Source organism: Pseudomonas sp. WS 5011 (assembly GCF_012985775.1).
Taxonomy (GTDB): Bacteria; Pseudomonadota; Gammaproteobacteria; order Pseudomonadales; family Pseudomonadaceae; genus Aquipseudomonas; species Aquipseudomonas peli.
In genome coordinates, this window is sequence record NZ_JAAQXA010000008.1 from 81,408 (window position 1) to 103,903 (window position 22,496).

Annotated in this window: 20 protein-coding genes; 6 read left to right on the forward strand and 14 right to left on the reverse strand. The window is 60.6% G+C overall.

Going from position 1 to position 22,496, the window contains the following annotated elements:
- Positions 1-33: 33 nt before the first annotated feature.
- The 5 genes from HBN63_RS10900 to HBN63_RS21875 form a co-directional block, all read right to left on the reverse strand.
- Entirely contained in the window at positions 34-1,026 is a 993-nt protein-coding gene (locus HBN63_RS10900; RefSeq protein WP_170049428.1) for a type II secretion system F family protein, read from the reverse strand.
- 43 nt (positions 1,027-1,069) lie between these two features.
- On the reverse strand, positions 1,070-1,789 hold the full coding sequence (locus HBN63_RS10905; protein ID WP_170049509.1) for a transporter substrate-binding domain-containing protein: 720 nt from the start codon (positions 1,787-1,789) through the stop codon (positions 1,070-1,072).
- A gap of 88 nt (positions 1,790-1,877) precedes the next feature.
- Positions 1,878-2,645, reverse strand: a complete 768-nt coding sequence (locus HBN63_RS10910) for a transporter substrate-binding domain-containing protein (RefSeq protein ID WP_090249620.1) — start codon at positions 2,643-2,645, stop codon at positions 1,878-1,880.
- 161 nt (positions 2,646-2,806) lie between these two features.
- Complete coding sequence (locus HBN63_RS10915; RefSeq protein ID WP_345940481.1) at positions 2,807-3,394, reverse strand: substrate-binding domain-containing protein; 588 nt, start codon at positions 3,392-3,394, stop codon at positions 2,807-2,809.
- A gap of 3 nt (positions 3,395-3,397) precedes the next feature.
- On the reverse strand, positions 3,398-3,676 hold the full coding sequence (locus tag HBN63_RS21875) for a hypothetical protein (RefSeq protein ID WP_262498936.1): 279 nt from the start codon (positions 3,674-3,676) through the stop codon (positions 3,398-3,400).
- 243 nt (positions 3,677-3,919) lie between these two features.
- On the opposite strand from HBN63_RS21875, the gene HBN63_RS10920 reads away from it, so the two are divergent.
- The 4 genes from HBN63_RS10920 to HBN63_RS10935 all read left to right on the forward strand — a co-directional run bounded on the left by HBN63_RS10920 (position 3,920) and on the right by HBN63_RS10935 (position 7,636).
- On the forward strand, positions 3,920-4,648 hold the full coding sequence (locus HBN63_RS10920; protein ID WP_090251281.1) for a VC0807 family protein: 729 nt from the start codon (positions 3,920-3,922) through the stop codon (positions 4,646-4,648).
- 24 nt (positions 4,649-4,672) lie between these two features.
- Positions 4,673-5,110 carry a YqaA family protein gene (locus tag HBN63_RS10925; RefSeq protein ID WP_170049429.1) on the forward strand — a complete coding sequence of 146 codons (438 nt, stop codon included), beginning with the start codon at positions 4,673-4,675 and terminating at the stop codon, positions 5,108-5,110.
- A 151-nt stretch (positions 5,111-5,261) separates the two neighbouring features.
- A complete protein-coding gene (locus HBN63_RS10930; protein ID WP_170049430.1) occupies positions 5,262-6,215 on the forward strand; it encodes a YbhN family protein in 954 nt (317 codons plus the stop codon).
- A 155-nt stretch (positions 6,216-6,370) separates the two neighbouring features.
- The gene (locus HBN63_RS10935; protein ID WP_170049431.1) at positions 6,371-7,636 is read left to right on the forward strand and encodes an Hsp70 family protein; all 1,266 of its coding nucleotides are present in this window, start codon (positions 6,371-6,373) and stop codon (positions 7,634-7,636) included.
- Between the two features lie 72 nt (positions 7,637-7,708).
- On the opposite strand, the gene HBN63_RS10940 is transcribed toward HBN63_RS10935, so the two are convergent.
- Positions 7,709-10,024: a YgiQ family radical SAM protein gene (locus HBN63_RS10940; protein ID WP_170049510.1), complete on the reverse strand. Its 2,316-nt coding sequence runs from the start codon at positions 10,022-10,024 to the stop codon at positions 7,709-7,711.
- Positions 10,025-10,227: 203 nt separating this feature from the next.
- Here HBN63_RS10940 and HBN63_RS10945 point away from each other — a divergent pair, with 203 nt between their 5' ends.
- Positions 10,228-12,135 carry a diguanylate cyclase gene (locus tag HBN63_RS10945; protein WP_170049432.1) on the forward strand — a complete coding sequence of 636 codons (1,908 nt, stop codon included), beginning with the start codon at positions 10,228-10,230 and terminating at the stop codon, positions 12,133-12,135.
- Between the two features lie 163 nt (positions 12,136-12,298).
- The gene (locus tag HBN63_RS10950) at positions 12,299-14,173 is read left to right on the forward strand and encodes a diguanylate cyclase (RefSeq protein WP_178093258.1); all 1,875 of its coding nucleotides are present in this window, start codon (positions 12,299-12,301) and stop codon (positions 14,171-14,173) included.
- A 1-nt stretch (position 14,174) separates the two neighbouring features.
- Here HBN63_RS10950 and alr read toward each other — a convergent pair whose 3' ends face one another.
- The 8 genes from alr to rnr all read right to left on the reverse strand — a co-directional run bounded on the left by alr (position 14,175) and on the right by rnr (position 22,496).
- On the reverse strand, positions 14,175-15,254 hold the full coding sequence (gene alr, locus HBN63_RS10955; protein ID WP_170049434.1) for an alanine racemase: 1,080 nt from the start codon (positions 15,252-15,254) through the stop codon (positions 14,175-14,177).
- 100 nt (positions 15,255-15,354) lie between these two features.
- A complete protein-coding gene (gene dnaB, locus HBN63_RS10960; protein ID WP_090249643.1) occupies positions 15,355-16,749 on the reverse strand; it encodes a replicative DNA helicase in 1,395 nt (464 codons plus the stop codon).
- A gap of 119 nt (positions 16,750-16,868) precedes the next feature.
- On the reverse strand, positions 16,869-17,315 hold the full coding sequence (gene rplI, locus HBN63_RS10965; protein ID WP_090249644.1) for a 50S ribosomal protein L9: 447 nt from the start codon (positions 17,313-17,315) through the stop codon (positions 16,869-16,871).
- 21 nt (positions 17,316-17,336) lie between these two features.
- Positions 17,337-18,230, reverse strand: coding sequence for a hypothetical protein (locus HBN63_RS10970; RefSeq protein WP_170049435.1), 894 nt, complete (start codon positions 18,228-18,230; stop codon positions 17,337-17,339).
- Between the two features lie 36 nt (positions 18,231-18,266).
- A complete protein-coding gene (gene rpsR / locus HBN63_RS10975) occupies positions 18,267-18,497 on the reverse strand; it encodes a 30S ribosomal protein S18 (protein ID WP_069519637.1) in 231 nt (76 codons plus the stop codon).
- 28 nt (positions 18,498-18,525) lie between these two features.
- Positions 18,526-18,948, reverse strand: coding sequence for a 30S ribosomal protein S6 (gene rpsF / locus HBN63_RS10980; RefSeq protein ID WP_090249650.1), 423 nt, complete (start codon positions 18,946-18,948; stop codon positions 18,526-18,528).
- Positions 18,949-19,200: 252 nt separating this feature from the next.
- Positions 19,201-19,953, reverse strand: a complete 753-nt coding sequence (rlmB, locus tag HBN63_RS10985; RefSeq protein ID WP_170049436.1) for a 23S rRNA (guanosine(2251)-2'-O)-methyltransferase RlmB — start codon at positions 19,951-19,953, stop codon at positions 19,201-19,203.
- Complete coding sequence (gene rnr, locus HBN63_RS10990) at positions 19,950-22,496, reverse strand: ribonuclease R (protein WP_170049437.1); 2,547 nt, start codon at positions 22,494-22,496, stop codon at positions 19,950-19,952. The genes rlmB and rnr overlap by 4 nt, the downstream gene beginning before the upstream one ends.

Genomic DNA, 22,496 nt, shown 5'->3' on the forward strand with positions numbered 1-22,496 from the left:
AACCTTGCACCCTCCTTTCAGTCCACCGTGCCACTAACCTAATTCTGCCGGTAAGCGCGGCCCAAAGCCTGCGCCCGTCAGCAGTCCATAGGCCATCCATAGCATCACCCCGGCATACAGCGCACGCGGCAACCAGGTCGCCAGCTGTTCGGTCAGGCTATCCAGTTTCTGTGTTTCCACCCCGGCGTAGTTGAGCAGACTGGCTGGCAAGGTGCCACTGGCCTCCCCCGTGCGAATCAGACCAAGAGCCAAGCCATGGCCGGGGAAGTCCAGACTGGCCAAGGCCTGCGCCAGGCTCTGACCACGCTGTACAGCCAGTTGCATACCACTGAAACGTTTGCGCAGTGGCGTATGGCGGATCACCGCGCAGGCCTTGGGCAGGGCGTCGAGCATGGGCATGCCGGCCTCCAGCATCAGCCCCAGGCTCTCGAAAAAGTCCCGCAGATTACGCCGCAGCAGCGCCGTGCCAAAACCCGGCACGCCCACCAGCAGGGCATCGAGCGGCGAAGCCGTCGCCGCTGGCGCGCGTTCAGGCCGACGATAAAGCCCACGCCCCAGCGCATAGAGCGTACCCAGCGCCAGCACCGGCCAGAGTACGCCCCACAGATACCCGGCAATACTCAGCTGGCCACCGACCAATGCAGGCAGCGGCTGGATAAATAACGCCAACACCAGCACCGCGGCGGGCAACAGCAAGCGTGATTTTACAGCCGCGCCCTGCTGCGCACGGTGGCTGTAGCGCTCGGCAAGTCGCTGATAAACCGCAGCCAGACAACCGCTGGCCTGGGCGGCGCGTAGCAGGGTGCTGTCCAGCGGGGTGAATACGCCACTGCGCAGTCCGGCACTGGCCATATCGCTGCCGCTGGCTATCTGTGCCTGCAGGCTGGATAACGCGGCCTTGCTGCCCCCCGGTAGCGATAAGCTGAGCAATGCCTGCGTCACAGGCACCCCAGCTTTTTCCATAGCGGCCAAGTGGGCAAATAACTGCGCACGGGCTGAAAAATCCAGCGAAACAGGACGGGGCATTAACAATGCTCGATACGTAAATGGGCGATCTAGAGGTACTGGACTATTCAGTCGCAGTGGGCGGTTGGGCGTGTGGCATCCAACGGCGAAAAATCTCAGTGAAACTGCCATCCTGATGCATGCCATCCAGTGCACGACGCCAGCGCTGCACGACAGCGGCATCCGTTTGCGGGGAAAAGGCGATGTAGTAGGCCGAGCGCATAAACGGCAGGTGCGCTTGCACTTGGTCGGCGCGCAACCCACCGCGCGCCAGCTCAGCGTCCAGCGTCAGGTCTTCGGTGGCAATCAATTGCACACGGCCATGTTTGAGCATGGTCACCATGCTCTTCGAACTGGTCACCCCATAGAGGTTCGTGAACCCTCGCGCCGCCAACGTCTCATAGGTGTACCACTGCTTCGGCACAGCCAGAGGGCCACTGTCGGCCGCCTGCTGCAGGTTATCGAACTGCAGATTGCGTGACTTCAACGAGTAGAAACTGGTGGTACCGATCAACAAGGGCCCCACCCATTGAAACTTGGCCTCCCGTTCAGGGGTGCGCACGGTGGAGAAAATCGCTGTATCGGCCTGCTGCTGGGCCAGGTGGTAGGCACGCGTCCAAGGCAGCAACTGGATACGCGCCTCATCGCCCGTTCGCCTGATGAGCTCACGCACCACTTCCACCGCCAAACCATGCAGCTCGCCATTCTGGCTGAAGCTGGTGGGTGGTGCTTCCTCGGTCAGCAGCTGCAACTCAGCACGAAGCGAACCGGACAAGCAGCACATCAGCCAGATACTGAGCAGGCAACATCGTTTCAGCAAGATGGAATCTCCGGGCACTGCAATCAGACTAGCTCAGTGCCAACGAATTGCGTCAAGGCGCCGGGGCCAGTACCGGCATGCTGTTAGGGTCAGAAAACCAACGCCGATGGATGCGCAGCAGGCCGCCATCACGGGTCAATTGATCCAGCGCCTGCTGCCAACGCTGCACCAACGCTGGGTCGGTATTTTTGGAAAAAGCGATGTAGGAGTTAGTACCCATCAGGGTGAATTGCAGCTCCACATCCCGGGCGCTCATGCCCTGCTCCGCCAGCATGTCATCCAACGCCAGGCTGCTGGCCACCAGCAATTCGATACGGCCATGCTTGAACATCTTGGTCATGTGCTGCGGCGTCGGCACCGCGTAGAGGTTTTTTAACCCCTTATCACTGAGGTACTCGTAGGAGTACCACTGCTTGGGAACCGCAACGGTACTGAAGCGCTCGACATCTTTGAGCGAGCGAACATTCAGCCCGGCACCACGCCGGGCATAAAAGCTGGTATGCCCAAGGGCTATCGGGCCAACCCACTGGAACAGGGACTCTCGTCGTGCGGTGCGGACGATTGAGAACAGACCGGTATTGGCCTCACGCTGCACCTGATGGTAACCCCGAGTCCAGGGCACCACTTGGATGCTTGCAGAGGCCCCAGTGCGCTGGATCAGTTGCTCGACGACTTCAACCGCCATGCCGGTGAGCTTGCCATCGTCGAAATAGCTCAGCGGGCGGTATTCCTCGGTATACAGCTGCAACTTCGCCGCCAGCGCCAGACTGGAGTAACCGATGAGCAGCAACAGAGCACCAAGCAGGGACATAAGCCGCATGGCAATACCTCGGACAAACGAGGACAAGACCCGGTTCATGATATGCAGGCCACGACATCACAGCCAGTTCGCGGCCTCACAAAACCGCTTAAGGCTGGCCGGAGAGCGTGTTCTGCAACTGCGTTTGCTCCCACTGCGCCAAGTTGCCCTGGTCAATTCGCTCAGCGTCCAGGGGCGACCACCACACGCTCCGCCGGCAACTCGCCACGCGCAGCACGTGCGGCTAACTGCACGGCACGGAAGCCCAGCAGATGGGCCTGCTGGATATACAGGCTGTGAATTTCCCCCGACCGCAACGCCTCGATTAATAACGGGTCGCCATCGAAGCCCACATGCAGCAGCTGCCCGGTTTTACCCAAACGCCTCAGCGCAGCCAATACCGCACGGGAGCTCGTGCTGTTCGGCGTAAACAGCCCATCCAGCAGATCGACCTGCCCTTGCAGCGCCTGCACAGCCAACTGCCTGTCTTCGCCTACATAGACATCCAGCAGCACCTGCAAGCCCCCAGCTTCTGCGGCGTGGCGAAAGCCACGCTCGCGCTCGGTGGTCGACGTCACGTCGGGGCGCAAACGCAATAGCGCGACGGTGCCCCGACCACCCAGAGCACGTACCAGGTATTGCCCAGCCTGCTCACCGGCACGGTAGTTATCGGTCGCGACGAGGCCGCGCGCCACGCTACCTGGCATGTCGCGGTCAAAAAAAATAGTGGTTATTCCGCTGGCTGACAGCTGATTAACCCGCCGCGTGATCTCCTAACCGCTGGGTGCGATGACCAGCGTTCGGCAACCGCGCGCCAGTACCCAGTCAATCATTTCCAACTGGGTCTCCACGCTGCCTTCATGGGTGGGCCCACGAACAAGCACTTCCAGCCGATTCTCGGCCCCGGCCTGCCGCGCCCCCGCTTCCACCTGGCTCCAGTAGGGCGTGAAGCTGGCGGTCACCACTCCCACGCATGCCATCGCCGAGGAGGCCCAACCACTCAACAGCACGCATAACGCCACCAGCGGTTTCCACAAGCCTCGGCAATGCATGGCGATCACTCCCAAAAACGAGACCAACAAGCACCCGTGTGCCACTGCCGGACTGATCTAGAGCCAGTACTAGCAAATTAGCATCAAGCAGTTAGCCTCGCCGGGCGCAGAGCGGTCACGGCCCGTCAAAAACTGAACGGCAGCCCCCGGCCTCACACTTTTTCACACTCCAGGCGACGGCTGGGCTGGTAGCGGCCGCTCAAGCAGGCGATGATCGCGCCTCTCTCCTACACCTTGAATGACATGACCGATACCACGCACAGCACTCAGGCCACGCACAAACCCCGCCCGCTGATCGATCTGCTGGTCAGCATCCTGATTCCTTCCCTGATCCTGATGAAGCTGAGCGGCGAGAGCCGACTGGGCGCTGATGGCGCGCTGATGCTGGCGCTGGCCTTCCCGCTGGGCTGGGGCAGCTTCGAGCTGATCAAGTACCGCAAATTCAACTTTATCGCCCTACTCGGGCTGGTCAGCGTGCTGCTGACTGGCGGCATCGGCCTGCTCAAGCTGGACAACCAGTGGCTGGCGATCAAGGAAGCGGCGATCCCCGGCATCATCGGTATTGCCGTGCTGGTCTCGACGCGCACCCGCTTCCCGTTGATTCGTACCATGCTGTTCAACAAGACCGTGCTCAACGTCGACAAGATCCATGAGCGCCTGGAGCAGGCCGGTAATACCGCGCTGTTCGAAACGCGTCTACTCAGAGCGACCTACTGGCTGAGCGGCACCTTCTTCTTTTCCTCGGCCATGAACTACGTGCTGGCCAAGTGGATCGTCATCAGCCCGGCCGGCAGCGAAGCCTTCAACGCCGAACTGGGGCGGATGAACCTGCTTAGCTACCCGATGATCGCGATCCCCTCGATGATCATGCTGATGGCCATCTTCTATTACCTGTGGCGCACCATTCACGGGCTGACCGGCCTCAAGCTGGAAGACGTGATGGCCAATGCCGAGCAGGAAAAACAGCCTTAAGCCAGGCAATCCGGCGCACCCGGGATGCTGACGTTCTCTGCCTACCTGGGCCTGTTTATTTCGGCCCTGGGCGCCGCCACACTGCTGCCACTGCAATCGGAAAGCGTACTGGTAGCGTTGTTGCTCAGCGGCACCTATTCACCCTGGGTACTGCTGGCGGTAGCGAGCGCCGGGAACATTCTCGGCGCGCTGCTCAACTGGTTGCTGGGCCGGTACCTTGAGCACTTTCGACATAAGTCCTGGTTCCCGGTCAGTGAGGCGCGCTTGCAGCAAGCGCAGCGCGGCTATGCCCGTTATGGCCGCTGGTCACTGCTGCTGAGCTGGGTACCGATCATCGGTGACCCGCTGACCCTGGTGGCAGGGGTGATGCGCGAACGCCTGTGGGTTTTCCTGCTGATCGTCGGTCTGGCAAAAACCGCCCGCTATGCTGTATTGGTAGCCCTGACCCTCGGTTGGGGCTGACCCTCCCCCAGCACGACACACGCCGTAACGCCAACGGCAACTCTGAGGTTGAGCATCGGCCATGCCTCCGTGATACTGCGCAGCCTTCGCACGGGCGTGTGCGAAGACCGTCACCGTGCGAAGGAGTGATCTGAGTGGAGCGGCATCCGTAATGAAAAGGAGCGATCTGGCCTGGACCCTAGTGGGGCTAAGCGCCGTGCTGCTGTCGTGCTACTTGCTCTATCACCAAGTGCGCACCATTTCCCTCGATGAAATTGCCGATAGCCTGCGCGCCATCCCGCGCCTGGATTGGCTGCTAGCCGCCGCGGCCACTCTGGGCGCCTACAGCGCCCTGGCCTGGTACGATCGCATCGCCCTGGCTCACCTGGGCAAAAAGATTTCCTGGCGTTTTATCAGCCTGTGCTCCTTCACCACCTATGCGCTGGCCCACAACATCGGCGCCTCAGTGTTCTCCGGTGCCCTGGTGCGTTATCGCGCTTACCGCAGCAAAGGCATGACGCCGCAGGAAATCGGCATCCTGATCGTCTTCTGCTCCTTCACCTTCGTACTCGGCACCATCCTCGCCAGCGGCTGCGTACTGGTGCTAGAGCCGGATCTGATCCACCGCGTGGCCAAGGTCACACCGCTGGTCTCCGAGATTATCGGCGTGCTCCTGCTGCTGTTGGTTGCGCTCTATGTGCTCGGCTCCTGGCGGCACTTCAAGCCCTGGCACTGGGGCAAGCTGCATCTCGAATACCCGCGCCTGGGGATTGTCGGCCGCCAGCTGCTGGCCGGACCGCTGGAGCTAGCCTGTGCGGCAGCGATCATCTACTTCGCCCTGCCGGCTGAGCACAATCCTGGCTATCTGGTGGTATTCGGCGTATTCCTCGCCTCGTTCTCCCTGGCACTGCTGTCTCACGCCCCTGGCGGCCTGGGCGTACTGGAAGTGACCTTCCTTGCGGCGATGCCAGAGTTGCCCGCCGCTGACGTGCTTGCGGCACTGATTGTGTTCCGCTGCTTCTACCTGCTGCTGCCGTTCGCCCTGTCGTTGCTGGTGGTACTGGGCTTTGAGTGGTCGCAGTGGCAGAGCCGCCGCAATACCCCTGACAACCCGCCCTTGCCCTGAGTCGCACACACCGGATAACCGGGGGCAGCATTGCGCCGCGCACTCGCATAGAATGCGCGGCCGTTTTTGCGGCACGTCTGCACAACAGCCACTCGCCGGCTTCGCGACAGGATGCCCAGAAACCTCCCGGTACTTATTCAGGAACAGCGCGCCGCATGACTCTCTCTACACCCGCCCGCGCCTGCGGCATCGACTTCGGCACCTCCAACTCCACCGTCGGCTGGCTGCGCCCCGACGCCGAAACCCTGATCCCACTGGAAGACGGCAAGATCACCCTGCCCTCAGTGGTGTTCTTCAACCTCGAAGAGCGCCGCCCGGTCTATGGCCGCCTGGCCCTGCAGGAATACCTGGAAGGCTACGAAGGCCGCCTGATGCGCTCGCTGAAAAGCCTCTTGGGCAGCAAGCTGCTAAAAAGCGAAACCACCGTGCTGGGCAGCGCCCTGCCGTTTAAAGACCTGCTCGGTTTTTTTATCGGTGAGCTGAAAAACCGCGCCGAGGCCACTGCCGGCCGTCCCTTTGAAGAAGTGGTGCTGGGCCGCCCAGTGTTCTTCGTCGACGATGACCCGGTGGCCGACCTGGAAGCACAGAACACCCTGGTGGCCGTGGCGCACAAGCTCGGTTTCAAGGACGTGTCGTTCCAGTACGAGCCCATCGCCGCAGCCTTCGACTACGAGTCGGGCATCAGCCGCGAAGAGCTGGTACTGATCGTCGACATCGGCGGTGGTACCTCGGACTTCTCCCTGGTACGCCTGGCGCCCGAACGTCGCGCAGTGGCTGATCGCCACAACGACATCCTCGCCACCGGCGGCGTGCACATCGGCGGTACCGACTTCGACAAGCAGCTGTCGCTGGCTGGGGTGATGCCACTGTTTGGCTACGGCAGCCGGATGAAGAGCGATGCGCCGATGCCCACCAGCACCCACCTCAACCTGGCAACCTGGCACACCATCAACGCGGTGTACTCGGCACAGTCGCAGCGCCAGCTGCAGAGCATGCGCTACGACATCGTCGACCCTACCGGTATCGACCGGCTGTTCCAGCTGATCGAGCGCCGTGACGGCCACTGGCTGGCCATGCAGGTCGAGGAAAGCAAGATCGCCCTGACGGAGCAGGATGCGCGCCCCATAGACCTCAGCCGCCTGGAAGACGGCCTGGTCGCCGAGCTGACCCGCACGCTGTTTGAGGATGCCATCGAGCCGCTGCTGGAGCGCGTGCGCGCCAGTGTCACCCAGCTGCTGAGCGATGCCGGCGTCAGTGTCGAGCAAGTGGATACGGTGTTCTTCACCGGCGGTTCCAGCGGCATTCCGGCGCTGCGCCAGAGCGTCGCAGCCATGCTGCCCAATGCCCAGCATGTGGAAGGCAATACCTTCGGCAGCATCGGCAGCGGCCTGGCCATCGAAGCGCAGAAGCGCTACGGCTGATCAAATGCCGCAAGGCGCCCGGCCACCATAAAAAACGCCAGCTCGAAGCTGGCGTTTTTTATTGCTGCAGAATCAGCGCGGCACGGCCGGCTTCTTCACCGGTTTCTTGCCTTTACCCTTGGCAGCATCGGCACGCTCCTTGGCCGCCTGCTGATTACGCGCCTGCGCGGCAGCTTTGGCCTGCTCGCGCTTGTCCCAAGGGTTGCCACCTGCTGCGCCGGTGTCACGCGGCGGTAAGCCTGTGTACTGGGTCAGCATTGGCTTGCTCTTGGTGGTGTCTTTGGCGACTTTGTGGCTACCGGCCGGCGTCGAATTCTTGCGGCGCGCGCTCTGGTAGCTGTCAGTGGCGGGTTGATGCAGCGGGATCAGCTGATTCTTGCCCGGCCCGATCAGATCGGCGCGGCCCATGCGGGTCAGCGCTTCACGCAGCATCGGCCAGCCTTTCGGGTCGTGATAGCGCAGGAAGGCCTTGTGCAGGCGACGCTGCTCCTCGCTCTTGACGATGGTCACGCCGTCGCTCTTGTAGCTGACCTTGCGCAGCGGGTTCTTGCCCGAGTGATACATAGCCGTGGCGGTGGCCATCGGCGACGGGTAGAAGGCCTGCACCTGGTCGGCACGGAAGCCGTTGCCCTTGAGCCACAGGGCCAGATTCATCATGTCTTCGTCGGTGGTGCCCGGGTGCGCGGCGATAAAGTACGGGATCAGGTACTGCTCTTTGCCCGCCTCTTTCGAGTACTTCTCGAACATGCGCTTGAACTTGTCATAGCTGCCAATGCCCGGCTTCATCATCTGATTCAGCGGACCTTCCTCGGTGTGCTCCGGGGCGATCTTCAGGTAACCACCGACGTGGTGGGTGACCAGCTCCTTCACATACTCCGGCGACTCTACTGCCAGGTCGTAACGCAGACCCGAGGCAATCAGAATCTTCTTCACGCCAGGCAACGCGCGGGCGCTGCGATATAGCTGAATCAAGGCCGAGTGATCGGTGTTCAGGTTCGGGCAGATGCCAGGGAACACGCACGATGGCTTGCGGCAGGCGGATTCTATTTCCGGGCTCTTGCAGGCAATGCGGTACATGTTCGCGGTCGGCCCGCCGAGGTCGGAAATAACCCCAGTAAAGCCAGGCACCTTGTCACGGATCTCTTCGATCTCGCGAATGATCGACTCTTCCGAACGGTTCTGGATGATCCGGCCTTCGTGCTCAGTAATGGAGCAGAAGGTGCAGCCGCCGAAGCAGCCACGCATGATGTTTACCGAGAAACGAATCATGTCGTAGGCCGGGATTTTTTCCTTGCCGTACGCCGGGTGCGGAACGCGCGCATAGGGCATGCCGAAAACGTAATCCATCTCTTCGGTGGTCATCGGGATGGGTGGCGGGTTGAACCACACATCCACTTCGCCATGCTTCTGCACCAGCGCGCGGGCGTTACCCGGGTTGGTTTCCAGGTGCAGCACGCGGTTGGCGTGGGCGTACAACACCGGGTCGTTGCGCACCTTTTCCATGGACGGCAGGCGAATCACCGTCTTGTCGCGGGTCATGCGCGGGCTGGCGAGCAGCTGCACGACCTTCGGCTCATTCGGGTCTTCCAGCGGCGCCTTGCTCTGCTCGATGGCGCAGGCTTCGGTGTCCTGAGTGTTCACGTACGGGTTGATGATCTTGTCGATCTTGCCCGGCCGATCAATACGGGTGGAGTCCACCTCATACCAGCCCTGCGGCGTATCACGACGGATAAACGCGGTGCCGCGCACGTCGGTGATGTCTTCGATCTTGTGACCGTAGGACAGGCGCTGGGCCACTTCGACGATGGCGCGCTCGGCATTGCCGTACAGCAGAATATCGGCGCTGGCGTCGATCAGGATCGAGTTGCGCACGCGGTCCTGCCAGTAGTCGTAGTGGGCGATACGGCGCAGGGAGGCTTCGATACCGCCGAGCACGATCGGCACGTTCTTGTAGGCTTCTTTGCAGCGCTGGCTGTACACCAGGCTGGCGCGGTCCGGGCGTTTGCCGGCCATGCCGCCGGGGGTGTAGGCATCGTCGGAACGGATTTTTTTGTCGGCGGTGTAGCGGTTGATCATCGAGTCCATGTTGCCGGCCGCGACGCCAAAGAACAGGTTCGGCTCGCCGAGCTTCATAAAGTCGTCTTTCGACTGCCAGTTTGGCTGGGCGATGATGCCTACACGAAAGCCTTGCGACTCCAGCAGCCGACCGATAATCGCCATACCAAACGATGGGTGATCCACATACGCGTCACCGGTGACGATGATGATGTCGCAGCTGTCCCAGCCAAGCTGATCCATCTCTTCCCGGCTCATTGGCAGGAAAGGCGCAGGCCCGAAACACTCGGCCCAGTATTTTGGATAATCGAATAACGGCTTGGCGGTTTGCATGGACATGAAAGTGACCGGCGGTGGAGAACAGGGATAGAAAATCGCGGGCGCGGAATATAGCACAAAATTTAACCAAATCCGACTTAGACGCTAGGTTTAACGCCCGAAACAGCCCATTGAAGTTGTAGCTTTACGGTAGTGGCTTACGGCTATACTCCAGCGAATAACATCGGTCGCAACCAGCCGGGATAGGGGTCAATGCAGTGCAACGCTTAGCCTTCTCGATCGTCCTCACGCTGAGCCTGGCACTTGCTAGCGCCTTGGCGCACGCCGCTATCGAACTGACGCCGACAAGCAGTGGCGCCTCGCTGAATGATCAGATCGAACTGCTCGAAGATACAAGCGGGCAACTGACCATCGCCGACATGGCCGACCCCACCGTTCAAAATCGCTTCACACCCGCCAATGGACGCGCCACAGTCGGCCAGAGCCGCAACCCGTGGTGGATCAAGGTCACGTTGCGACGCACCGCCGATGCCCCGACACAGTGGTGGCTGGAAAATGCCGGCATCACCATTTTCAACCTGCAGCTTTATCTGCCAAATGGCCAAGGCGGCTGGACGGTTCGAGAAACCGGTGAGGCGGTGCCTTATCTGGACGGCCGCGACTACGCCTACCGACGCATGGTGTTCCAACTGCCAGAAATCGGCGAGCAACCGCTGACCCTCTACTTCCGCAGCCTGGATCCGGCAGGGAACTCTTTCCCACTGAAAATCTGGCAGCTGCCTGACCTGGCGCAGCTAGCGGGCAACGAGAACATTGGTTTTGGTCTGATCTACGGGGTGATCCTCGCCCTACTGCTGTACAACCTGTTCATTTTGGTTGCCCTGCGCGACCGCGCTTATTTCTGGTACGTAATGGCGACCGCTTGCGTGCTGGTTTTTATCCTCAGCATGACCGGACATGGCGCTCAGTACCTTTGGCCAGACAACGCCGTGCCGTTCTGGCTGGATCGCATCACATTGCCCGCCCTATGGGGCATCTTCGTGATGCGCTTCACCCAGGAGCTGCTCTACACCAAACGCGGCCTCGCCTGGCCCCACCGCCTGCTGAATGCTGGCTGCGCACTGTATGTGACCGCCATCGTGATCAATGCCTTTGGCTACCGAGCAGAAGGCGCACTGATGATTGCCCTGACCCCTATTGTCACCGTACCGATGGCTTTACTCAGTGCTGGTATCCGCTGCTACCAGGGGTTTATCCCTTCGCGCTTTTACCTGCTCGGTTACGGTGCAGTACTGGCCAGTACCGTGGTGCTGGTCATGCGTGCAGCAGGCTTGATTGAGCCGAGTAATTTCACCGCCTACCTGTTCCCGATTTCAGTTGCCGCCGAAACCATTCTGTTCTCCTTTGCGCTGGCTTATCGCATTCAGATGCTCAAGCTGGAAAAAGCCGAAGCCCTGCAACAGGCCGACCGCGAGAAAACAGCACGATTGGCCCAGGCGCAAGCCAATGCCGCAGAGCTCAAGCACTCGGTAGAGCAGCGCACGGCTGAGCTTGCCGCCACCAATGAACGGTTACTGCAGCGCGAAAGCGAACTGCAGCACGCCGCCTTCCACGACCCGCTAACCGAGCTGCCCAACCGGCGTTTTCTGGTCGAGCGCTGCGAGGCCGCGCTGGCCAATGCGCGGCGGCACAATGAAGCCACCGCCCTGCTGCTGATTGACCTCGACCATTTCAAGCCGATCAACGACAAATATGGCCACGATGCCGGCGACCTGATGCTGCAAACCATCGCCCAGCGTCTACGCGAGCATGTGCGCTCGGGAGATGCCGTTGCCCGCCTGGGCGGTGATGAGTTTGCGGTGCTGATCTGCGGCGAAGATGCCGAACAGCACGCCCGCGAAATCGCTCGCCGTTTGCTGGATGAACTGGCCAAACCGGTGGCCTATGGCGCGGATCGGCTGACCGTGACCATCAGCATCGGTGTGGCGCTGTATCCGCGCCACGCCAGCAATTTCACCACGCTGTACAAGGCGGCGGATGAAATGCTCTACAAGGTCAAGGGCCGTGGTCGCTCGGGTTCAGCGGTGTGCGGAGAAGATGGCGAACTGAGCAGCAGTGCACGCCTGCAACTGGACGTGCTCAACGTACCCAGCGGTTTGAGCTGACGGCTAAACGGTCGAGATCACCTCGCGCAGCCCAGCCATACACCCAACCAACGACGTGCCGGCAACTTCTGTGAACGATCACGCCGCTGCGCCTATACTCGCGCAACCGCCACTCGACACCAGGAAGTCCGCAGTGCAGCGCCTCACCCTATCCATTCTTCTACTGCTGAGCCTGTTTAGCGGTCCGAGCGTTGCCAGCACGGTGCAGCTGAGCACCTCCAGCAGTGGCAGCGTGCTCAACGGCCAGATCGAACTGCTGGAGGATGTCGACGGCCAACTGAGCATTGCCGACATGGCCGACGCCGCCGTGCAAAGCCGCTTTCAACCCGCCGCCGGGCGCACCAGCGTTGGTCAGAGCAGCAACCCCTGGTGGATCAAACTCAGCCTGAAACGCGCCAGTGACGCGCCCGAACAGTGGTGGCTGGAAGTCGGCGCGGTCACCCTGCTCGACCTGCAAATCTTCCTTCCCAGCACCACGGGCCAATGGCAGCTGCGCCAGGCCGGTGAGCGCGTCGGTTTTGCCGAAGGCCGCGACCATGACTACCGCCGCGCCGTGTTCCGCCTGCCAGTCCTTGACGAACAGCCACAGACTATTTACCTGCGTACGTACGACCCGGCAGGAAACTCCTTCCCGCTGCGTATCTGGCAGCTGCACGACCTCGAACAACTGGCCAAGCGCGAACATCTGGTGCTCGGTCTGATCTACGGGGTGATCCTCGCCCTGCTGCTTTACAACCTGTTTATCCTGCTGGCCCTACGCGACCCGACCTACCTCTGGTATGTGCTGACCATGGCGGCGTCATTGATCTTTATCGCCAGCATGAGCGGTCATGGTTTTCAGTACCTCTGGCCGGACGGCCCAGTACCGGCTTGGCTGGACCGCATCACCCTGCCCATTCTGGTTAGCCTCGGCATCCTGCGTTTTGCCCAGGCGCTGCTATCCACCCGCACCACCCTGCGCATTGCCCATCACATCCTCAACGGCTGTATCGCCGTGTACCTGCTGGCCCTGGCGGTCAACCTGGCCGGTTATCGCAGTGAAACGGGCCTACTGATCGGGCTGATTCCGATTGTTACCGTGCCCACCCTACTGTTCAGCGCGGCCATCCGCTGGAAACAGGGCTTTACCCCGGCGCTGTTCTACCTGCTGGGCTACGGCAGCGTGCTGCTGAGCTTTGTGATTCTGGTGCTGCGCGCCGCTGGCGTGGTACAGCCAGGCGAGTCCACCGCTTACCTGTTCCCACTGGCGGTGGCGGCCGAAGCGATTCTGTTCTCCTTCGCGCTGGCCTATCGCATCCAGATTCTTAAGCAGGAGAAAGCTGACGCCCTCCAGCAGGCCGACCGCGAAAAAACTGCACGCCTGACCCAAGCCCAGGCCAACGCCGCCGAACTGCAACATTCGGTTGACCTGCGCACCGCAGAACTGGCCGCCACTAATGAACGCCTGCGCCAACGTGAACAAGCACTGCAACACGCGGCGTTTCACGATCCCCTGACCGAGCTACCAAACCGCCGCTACCTGGTGGAGCGCTGTGAAACCGCCCTGGCCAATGCGCGCCGTCACAGTGAAGCACTGGCCCTGCTATTGATCGACCTCGACCACTTCAAACCGATCAACGACAAACACGGCCACGATGCCGGCGACCTGATGCTGCAACAGATCGCCCAGCGCCTGCGCGAGCATGTTCGCGCCGGAGATACCGTGGCACGTCTGGGCGGCGACGAGTTTGCCGTGTTGGTAGGGGGCGCCGATGCCGAAGAGCACGCCCGGGAAATCGCTAATCGTTTGCTCGCCGAGCTGGCCAAGCCGGTGATGTACGGTGCAGAACGGCTGACCGTGACCATCAGCATTGGCGTCGCGCTGTACCCACAGCACGCAGGTACCTTTACCGCGCTGTACAAGGCGGCCGACGAGATGCTCTACCGAGTCAAGACACGTGGTCGCTCAGGCTCAGCGGTGTGCGGCGAAGATGGCGAGCTGAGCAACAGCGCGCGCCTGCACCTGGATGTGCTCAGCGTGCCCAGCGGCCTGCTCTGACTCAGCTGTTGCGGTAGCGCCGTGGCACCCGCGCAGTGACCTTGCTGAGCAGCTCGTAACCAATGGTTCCAGCGGCCTGCGCCACCTCATCCACCGGCAACTGCGCCCCCCACAGCTCGACCGCATCGCCTACGGCGGCATCCGGCACGTCCGTAAGGTCGATCATCAGCATGTCCATGGACACCCGCCCGACCAGCGTCACGCGCAGGCCCCGGACGACAACCGGCGTGCCGGCCGGCGCATGGCGTGGGTAGCCATCGGCATAACCGCAACTTACGGTGCCGATACGCGACGGCCGCTCAGCACGCCAGGTGCAGCCATAGCCAACCGCTTCACCCACCTCTACATCGCGACAGGCAATCAGCTGCGCGGTCAGGCTCATCGCCGGGCGCAAGCCCAGCTCAACGGCAGCCAGATCAGCAAAAGGTGTTGCGCCATAGAGCATGATGCCCGGACGCAGCCAATCCATATGCGCAGCCGGAATGGTCAAAATTGCCGCAGAGTTGGCCAGTGAGCGCTGAGCAAAATCCAGATCCAGCAGATCGAGAAACTGCTCCAGCTGTAGTTCGGTGGTTTCACAGCCGCGCTCATCGGCGCAGGCAAAGTGACTGAGCAGATTCAGCTCGGCCACCTGCGCTGCGCCCTGTAAACGACCATGCCAATTACGCACAGCAGCAGCGCTGAAACCCAGGCGATGCATACCGCTGTCTAGCTTCAGCCACAGATTCAGCGGCCGCGATAGATTAGCGGCGAGCAGTTGCTGCGCCTGTTGCTCGCTGTGCAGCACCACATCCAGACCCAGCTGCGCGGCGAACTGGTACTCGTCCGCTTCAAAGCATCCCTCGAGCAACAGAATCCGCGCCTCACCGTGCAGCGCGCGCACCTCGGCGGCTTCCTCCAGGCTGGCCACAGCAAAGCCATCGGCGACATCGTGCAAGGCCGTTACCACCTCGCGCACGCCATGCCCGTAGGCATTCGCTTTGACCACCGCAAACGCCTGCCGCCCCGGCGCACAGCGCCTGGCCACCGCGTAGTTATGGGCAATGGCAGACAAATCGACAGTGGCTACAAGGGAACGCATGGAGAAAAGTCCTTAAACAAAACGGGCAGCCAGTTTACCCACTGGCTGCCCGTTTTTATTGATCTGACACGGCAACACGTGGCGTTGCGCGCCCGCCGCCCTACTCGTCGTCGAACTGGTAGCTACCCGGCGCGAGGTTTTCGAAACGCGAGAACTTACCGAGAAACGCCAGCCGCGCCGTGCCCAATGGACCGTTACGCTGCTTGCCGATGATGATTTCGGCCACGCCCTTGTACTCGGTTTCGGGGTGATACACCTCGTCGCGGTAGACGAACATGATGATGTCGGCGTCCTGCTCGATGGCCCCGGATTCACGCAGGTCAGAGTTGATCGGGCGTTTGTTCGGGCGCTGTTCCAAGCCACGGTTAAGCTGCGACAGGGCGATAACCGGGCAATTGAATTCCTTGGCCAGGGCCTTTAGCGAGCGAGAGATTTCGGAAATCTCGTTGACTCGGCTGTCGCCGCTGGAACCTGGAATCTGCATCAGCTGCAGGTAGTCGACCATGATCAGACCGATCTCGCCGTGCTCACGTGCCAAACGGCGGGTACGTGCGCGCATCTCCGAGGGCGAGATACCGGCGGTGTCGTCGATAAACAGCTTGCGGTCATTGAGCAGATTGACCGCCGAGGTCAGACGCGGCCAATCGTCGTCGTCCAGGCGACCGGCACGCACCTTGGTCTGATCGATACGCCCTAGCGAGGCGAGCATACGCATCACGATGGAGTCGGAAGGCATCTCCAGCGAGTACACCATCACCACCTTGTCGCTGCGCATCAGCGCGTTTTCCACCAGGTTCATGGCGAAGGTGGTCTTACCCATCGACGGTCGGCCGGCGACGATGATCAGGTCGGCCGGCTGCAGGCCGCTGGTCAGGTTGTCCAGATCGGTAAAGCCAGTGGACAGGCCGGTGATCGCGTCGCCAGCATTGAACAGGGTGTCGATACGGTCGATGGCCTTGACCAGAATATCGTTGATCCCCACCGGGCCACCGGTCTTCGGCCGCGCCTCGGCGATCTGAAAGATCAGGCGTTCGGCCTCATCGAGAATCTCGGCGCCGGTACGGCCTTGCGGCATATAGGCACTGTCGGCAATTTCGCCGCTGATGCCGATCAACTGGCGCAGCGTGGCGCGCTCACGAATGATCTGCGCATAGGCCTTGATGTTGGCCACCGACGGCGTGTTCTTCGCCAGCTCGCCGAGGTAGGCCAGACCGCCGACTTGCGACAGCTGCCCTTCCTGGTCCAGCTGCTCGGAGACGGTCACCACGTCGAAGGGGTGGTTACGCTCAGCCAGCTTGAAAATCGCGCGGAAGATCAGGCGATGATCATGCCGATAGAAGTCGCCATCGGACACCGCATCGAGCACCCGCTCCCAAGCATTGTTGTCGAGCATCAGGCCGCCCAGTACGGCTTGCTCCGCCTCGATCGAGTGCGGCGGCACCTTCAGGGCGGAGGTTTGCAGATCGTACTGTTCGGGCAGGCTGATGTCGTTCATAAGGCTCTGGGCAAAATTCTGTGTTCACAAAACAAAAGGCACGACACCGCTTGCGCAATGTCGTGCCTGATTGTTAGCGGCCAGGCACCTAAGTGCAAGTCCACTTAGTCGCGAGCTTATTAGGCTGCTACTACGACAACCTTAACGGTTGCTTCAACGTCGCTGTGCAGGTGCACGGCTACGTCGTATTCGCCGAGTTGACGAATGGTGCCGTTCGGCAGACGCACTTCAGCTTTGGCCACTTCAACGCCGGAGGCGGTCAGGGCTTCAGCGATGTCGTGAGTACCGATGGAGCCGAACAGTTTGCCTTCATCGCCCGCGGTAGCGGTGATGGTGACTTCCAGTTCAGCCAGCTGAGCAGCGCGGGATTCAGCGTAAGCTTTCTTCTCGGCAGCCAGTTTTTCCAGCTCGGCGCGACGCGCTTCAAACGCAGCAACGTTTGCAGGAGTAGCGGCAGTGGCTTTGCCTTGCGGCAGCAGAAAGTTACGACCGTAACCGGACTTAACATTCACTTTATCGCCCAGGTTGCCCAGGTTGGCGACTTTTTCCAGCAGGATCAGTTCCATTTGGTAATAACCTCTTAACTTTTAACCTTCACCGTTCGCGGGGCCCGAGCCTTGTTTGCGCTCAAAGCGACCACGAAAATCAAGCAGACTGTCGACAATGGCCAAAACCACCAGTAACGGATAAGTCAGCTGCATAAACAGCAACAACGTGATGTACAACCCGACCAGCCAGAACTTACCTAGCCGACCTTGCGCCACCATCCCATGCAACAGGGCGATGCCCGCAAACGCCAACGGCACACTGCACAACGGCGTCAACATGGCCATTTGCGGACCCAGATTGGGCCCCAACAGCATGCCAACCAGCAGCAACATCGCCAGCGTGGTCGGGAGGCGTAGTGCGCGAAATTCGCGACCGAAGCCACCCGGGTTATACAACTGCGCCTGCCAGAAGCGCCCAAGCATCAGGCTCAACAAGCTGACTATCTGCAACAACGCCGCGATCAATCCGGTCAGTACCGGTGCAATCAGGCTATCCAGGCGCGCTCGCTCATCCACCGACATCTGTTGGTGAACCCCATCAAGCATTTGCGGCATAAGCTTTTGCAGCTCAAGCGCCATTGCTTCGATGGGTTCGCGGAACACCGCACCCAAGACCAGCCCATACACCAGGCCCAATGCCACACTGCACAGCAGCACACGATTCCAGGACAGGTTGGCGCGTAACAACAACGCCAATCCCAGCGCACCGAGCAACACCAACAGGGTGCGCGGCTCACCGAAATACCACCAGCCAATGGCCGGCAGCAGGGCCCAGGCGAGGATGCCAGCGGCATCACTCCAACCGCGCCGCAGAAGCACCAGGCTTCCAGCGGCAGCACTCAACCAGAACAACAGCGGCAACGCCGCAGAAACCACCACTACAAGAGTGGCCTGCATACGGCCGCGCATAATGAATTCAGCTATGGCGCGCATGCGATCTATCCCTTACTTCTTGTCGAACATCCGGTCTCAGCGGCCGTGGCTGTCGGTGTAAGGCAGCAGGGCCAGGAAGCGGGCGCGCTTGATAGCGGTAGCCAGCTGACGCTGATAACGAGCCTTAGTACCGGTGATACGGCTAGGAACGATCTTGCCGGTTTCCGAGATGTAAGCTTTCAGCGTGTTGAGATCTTTGAAATCGATCTCTTTCACTTCTTCTGCGGTGAAACGGCAGAATTTACGACGACGGAAGAAACGTGCCATGAGAGTGGCTCCTCAATAGATCCGTGGATTACTCGTCAGCGTTGTCGCTGTCGTTGTTGTCGCTGTCATCGCCATCAACAGAATCGGCGTTGTCAGGACGGTCACGACGCTCACGGCGCTCACTGCGGTTTTCTTCGGCCTTGAGCATCTCGGACTGGTCAGTAACGGCCTCGTCGCGACGGATGACCAGGTTACGGATCACGGCATCGTTGTAACGGAAGTTGTCTTCCAGCTCAGCCAGGGCTTTACCGGTGCACTCAACGTTAAGCATCACGTAGTGAGCTTTGTGGACGTTGTTGATGGCGTAAGCCAGCTGACGACGGCCCCAGTCTTCCAGGCGGTGAATCTTGCCGCCGTCTTCTTCGATCAGCTTGGTGTAACGCTCAACCATGCCGCCGACTTGCTCGCTCTGGTCCGGGTGAACCAGAAAGATGATTTCGTAATGACGCATAAATGCTCCTTACGGGTTGTAGCCTGCCGCGAAATGCGGTCAGGCAAGGAGTGAATTTCACTTGTTTGTCTTGCTGTAACAGAAAGGCGCAAAAGCACCTGCCATCGCGGCAAGGGGCGACATTCTAGTGAAGCCCCCTGCTACACGCAAGGTGAACTGGTGATTATTTGAACAATGCTGCGCGATTGCGCGGACAGAAAAGTCATTGCCGAGGCCAACGGCAGCGGGCGCCTTGCAGGCGCCCGCTGCGCATTACTTCTTGCCGCCAGCCTTGCGCTGGCGCAAGACCTCGAACAGGCACACACCGGTCGCAACCGACACATTGAGGCTGCTAACGCTGCCCGCCATCGGCAACTTGACCAGGTAATCGCAATGTTCACGGGTCAGGCGACGCATACCTTTGCCTTCGGCCCCCATGATCAACACGGTCGGCCCCGTCAGGTCATGCTCATACAACTCCATCTCAGCCTCACCGGCCGTGCCCACAACCCACAGGCCGCGCTGCTGGAGTTTCTCCAGGCTGCGCGCCAGGTTGGTCACGGCAACTAGCGGGATCACTTCTGCTGCGCCGCAGGCGACTTTGCGCACGGTGGCATTGAGCGTGGCGGACTTGTCCTTCGGCACAATCACCGCCAGCGCACCCGCCGCATCGGCAGTCCGCAGACAGGCACCAAGGTTGTGCGGGTCTGTCACGCCGTCGAGTACCAGCAGCAGAGGCGCACCTTCGGTGCGGTCGAGCAGCTCATCGAGCATCGCCTCGCCCCAGACCTGACTAGGACTGACATCCGCCACCACACCTTGATGCACGCCTTCGACCCAGGCATCCATCTCACGGCGCTCACACTGACCAACAGACACTCGCGCATCCGCCGCCAGCGCCAGCAACACCTGCACGCGCGGATCATTACGCCCTTCGGCTAGCCAGATTTGCTTAACCCGCTTTGGATGGTGACGCAGCAGCGCTTCTACAGCATGCACGCCGTAGATTTTCTCCAGCTGACTCATGACTTCGCCTTACGCTTGCGTGCACCGCCGGACGCCGGCGCCCCACCAGTCGGAGCGCCCTTGCGGTGCGCACCTGGCTTACCTGACTTACTGGCTGGTTTGGAAGACTCACTCTTGGCAGCGCCCTTGCCGGCCTTGCTCTTCGAATCACTGAGCAGCGACTTTTTCAGCGCACGACTCTTTTCCACATCGGTATTACCTGGCGCAGCACGCTCGCCGCGACGCCCGGCTTTACTCGCAGCCGATTCAAAACCACCACGACGCTGCCCGGCCGGCATAGCCGTTTTACCTTCAGCCAGCTCAAAGTCGATCTTGCGCTCGTCCAGATCGACGCGCATGACCTTGACCTCAACGCTATCACCCAGACGGAAACTGCGCCCGCTGCGCTCGCCCGCCAGGCGATGATGCACGGGGTCAAAGTGGTAGTAGTCACCCGGCAAGGCGGTGACGTGCACCAGACCCTCGACGTAAATGTCCTTCAACTCAACGAACAGACCAAAGCCTGTCACCGCCGTGATCACACCCGGGAACGTTTCGCCGACGCGATCCTTCATAAACTCGCATTTGAGCCAGTTCACTACATCGCGAGTCGCCTCATCGGCGCGGCGCTCGGACATCGAGCACTGCTCGCCAAGCTGCTCAAGAATCGCATCGTCGTATGGGTAGATCCGCGCCCGCGGCATGATCGCCGCACCGGCACGCTTGACGTGCGGAGTGTCGAGCTTGGAGCGAACCACGCTGCGAATCGCCCGATGGATCAGCAGGTCCGGGTAGCGACGAATCGGCGAAGTGAAGTGCGCATATGCCTCGTAATTCAGGCCGAAGTGGCCCTGATTGTCGGCGCTATAAACCGCCTGACTGAGCGAGCGCAGCATCACTGTCTGGATCAGGTGGTAATCCGGGCGCTCGCGAATGCTTTCCAGCAGCAGCTGATAATCCTTGGGCGAAGGACCGTCCTTCGACTTGCCGCGGTGCAGCGACAGCCCCAGCTCGGTGAGGAATGCTTTGAGCTTCTCAACACGCTCCGGCGGCGGGCAATCATGCACGCGATACAACGCCGGAATTTCATGCTTCTGCATAAACGCAGCGGTGGCCACGTTAGCGGCCAGCATGCATTCTTCGATCAACTTGTGCGCATCGTTGCGCTGGGTTGGGCGAATCTCGGCAATCTTGCGGCCGGCACCGAAAATGATCCGAGTTTCCTGGGTTTCAAAATCAATGGCCCCGCGCTCATGGCGCGCAGCCAGCAACACCTGGTACAGCGAGTACAGCTGCTTGAGGTGCGGCAGCACTTCTTTGTACTCGCCACGCAGCGCCTTGCCTTCGCTGCTTTTAGGCTGCTCAAGCATGGCACTGACCTTGTTGTAGGTCAGTCGCGCATGGGAGTGGATGACCGCCTCATAGAACTGGTAGTCGGTCATCTTGCCGGTCTTGGAGATACTGATCTCACAGACCATGGCCAGACGATCGACATGCGGGTTCAGCGAGCACAGGCCGTTGGACAATTCTTCCGGCAGCATCGGGATTACCCGCTCCGGGAAGTACACCGAGTTGCCACGCACCTGAGCCTCAGCATCCAACGCCGAATCGATTTTCACATAGTGAGAAACATCGGCGATGGCGACATAGAGCTTCCAGCCGCCGGAAAACAGCCGCCAGTTGCTGCCGTTTTTCTCGCAATACACCGCATCATCGAAGTCGCGCGCGTCTTCACCATCAATGGTGACGAACGGCAAGTGGCGTAGGTCGATACGCTTTTCTTTGTCCTTCTCTTCAACTTCTGGCTTGAGCTTGTGCGCTTCTTTTACAACCGCGTCCGGCCAGACGTGGGGAATGTCGTAGCTGCGCAATGCAACGTCGATCTCCATACCGGGCGCCATGTAGTTGCCAACCACCTCAACAACGTCGCCCTGGGGCTGGAAGCGCGTAGTCGGCCAGTGAGTAATTTTCACCTCAACAAACTGACCCTGTTTGGCGCCGGCATTACGCCCTGGCGTCACCAGCACTTCTTGCTGAATTTTCGGGTTATCGGCCACAACAAAGCCAACGCCGCTTTCTTCGTAATAGCGGCCAACAATGCTTTCGTGGGCACGGGAGATCACCTCAACCACCGCACCTTCACGACGACCACGGCGATCAAGACCAGACACCCGCGCCAAAGCACGGTCACCATCGAACACCAGGCGCATTTGCGCGGGACTCAGAAACAGATCATCACTGCCGTCATCCGGCACCAGAAAGCCGAAACCATCACGGTGCCCGCTAACGCGCCCGAGAATCAGGTCGAGCTTATCAACAGGGGCATAGGTGCCGCGGCGGGTATAGATCAGCTGGCCATCACGCTCCATGGCGCGAAGACGACGACGCAGGGCCTCTAGCTGCTCTTCAGTGGCCATGCCAAATTCATCAGCCAGCTCTTCACGAGCTGCTGGAGAGCCGCGCTCATCCAAGTGCTTCAGAATCAGTTCACGACTTGGAATGGGGTTTTCATATTTTTCCGCTTCACGAGCGGCCTCGGGATCGAGGGATTGCCAATCGGCCAT

What these genes read in the sequence shown, in the direction of transcription:
- HBN63_RS10900 (WP_170049428.1), bottom strand. Translation starts at nt 1,026, where the DNA reads ATGCCCCGTCCTGTTTCGCTGGATTTTTCAGCCCGTGCGCAGTTATTT.
- HBN63_RS10905 (WP_170049509.1), bottom strand. Translation starts at nt 1,789, where the DNA reads ATGTGCTGCTTGTCCGGTTCGCTTCGTGCTGAGTTGCAGCTGCTGACC.
- HBN63_RS10910 (WP_090249620.1), bottom strand. Translation starts at nt 2,645, where the DNA reads ATGCGGCTTATGTCCCTGCTTGGTGCTCTGTTGCTGCTCATCGGTTAC.
- HBN63_RS21875 (WP_262498936.1), bottom strand. Translation starts at nt 3,676, where the DNA reads ATGCATTGCCGAGGCTTGTGGAAACCGCTGGTGGCGTTATGCGTGCTG.
- HBN63_RS10920 (WP_090251281.1), top strand. Translation starts at nt 3,920, where the DNA reads ATGACCGATACCACGCACAGCACTCAGGCCACGCACAAACCCCGCCCG.
- HBN63_RS10925 (WP_170049429.1), top strand. Translation starts at nt 4,673, where the DNA reads ATGCTGACGTTCTCTGCCTACCTGGGCCTGTTTATTTCGGCCCTGGGC.
- HBN63_RS10930 (WP_170049430.1), top strand. Translation starts at nt 5,262, where the DNA reads ATGAAAAGGAGCGATCTGGCCTGGACCCTAGTGGGGCTAAGCGCCGTG.
- HBN63_RS10935 (WP_170049431.1), top strand. Translation starts at nt 6,371, where the DNA reads ATGACTCTCTCTACACCCGCCCGCGCCTGCGGCATCGACTTCGGCACC.
- HBN63_RS10940 (WP_170049510.1), bottom strand. Translation starts at nt 10,024, where the DNA reads ATGCAAACCGCCAAGCCGTTATTCGATTATCCAAAATACTGGGCCGAG.
- alr (WP_170049434.1), bottom strand. Translation starts at nt 15,254, where the DNA reads ATGCGTTCCCTTGTAGCCACTGTCGATTTGTCTGCCATTGCCCATAAC.
- dnaB (WP_090249643.1), bottom strand. Translation starts at nt 16,749, where the DNA reads ATGAACGACATCAGCCTGCCCGAACAGTACGATCTGCAAACCTCCGCC.
- rplI (WP_090249644.1), bottom strand. Translation starts at nt 17,315, where the DNA reads ATGGAACTGATCCTGCTGGAAAAAGTCGCCAACCTGGGCAACCTGGGC.
- HBN63_RS10970 (WP_170049435.1), bottom strand. Translation starts at nt 18,230, where the DNA reads ATGCGCGCCATAGCTGAATTCATTATGCGCGGCCGTATGCAGGCCACT.
- rpsR (WP_069519637.1), bottom strand. Translation starts at nt 18,497, where the DNA reads ATGGCACGTTTCTTCCGTCGTCGTAAATTCTGCCGTTTCACCGCAGAA.
- rpsF (WP_090249650.1), bottom strand. Translation starts at nt 18,948, where the DNA reads ATGCGTCATTACGAAATCATCTTTCTGGTTCACCCGGACCAGAGCGAG.
- rlmB (WP_170049436.1), bottom strand. Translation starts at nt 19,953, where the DNA reads ATGAGTCAGCTGGAGAAAATCTACGGCGTGCATGCTGTAGAAGCGCTG.
- rnr (WP_170049437.1), bottom strand. Translation starts at nt 22,496, where the DNA reads ATGGCCGATTGGCAATCCCTCGATCCCGAGGCCGCTCGTGAAGCGGAA.